Origin of the sequence: Citrobacter sp. Cpo065 (assembly GCF_030332805.1) — a bacterium.
GTDB lineage: Bacteria > Pseudomonadota > Gammaproteobacteria > Enterobacterales > Enterobacteriaceae > Citrobacter > Citrobacter portucalensis.
The window spans coordinates 1-322 of the sequence record NZ_JAOWHC010000009.1 but is presented as its reverse complement, the minus strand read 5'-3'; the positions used below and the strand labels follow the sequence as shown (position 1 = coordinate 322).

Annotated in this window: 1 tRNA gene; it reads right to left on the bottom strand. The window is 55.6% G+C overall.

Features of this window, described 5'->3' with window-relative positions:
• Position 1: 1 nt before the first annotated feature.
• Positions 2-75 (bottom strand) — tRNA-Arg (locus OGY68_RS00045).
• Positions 76-322: the final 247 nt, after the last annotated feature.

Genomic DNA, 322 nt, shown 5'->3' with positions numbered 1-322 from the left:
GTGCATCCGGGAGGATTCGAACCTCCGACCGCTCGGTTCGTAGCCGAGTACTCTATCCAGCTGAGCTACGGATGCATCGGGAATTGCTGATTACTACTGATACTGCGAAGAAGATGGTGCATCCGGGAGGATTACTCGGCTGCGCCTCGCCCTGCGGGCCGTTGCTGAAGCAACGTTATCCTCACTGGTGCTCGCGATTATCTCGCAGACCATGAAACAACAGTTTTGCTGTTGTCTCGGAGAATATGGTGCATCCGGGAGGATTCGAACCTCCGACCGCTCGGTTCGTAGCCGAGTACTCTATCCAGCTGAGCTACGGATG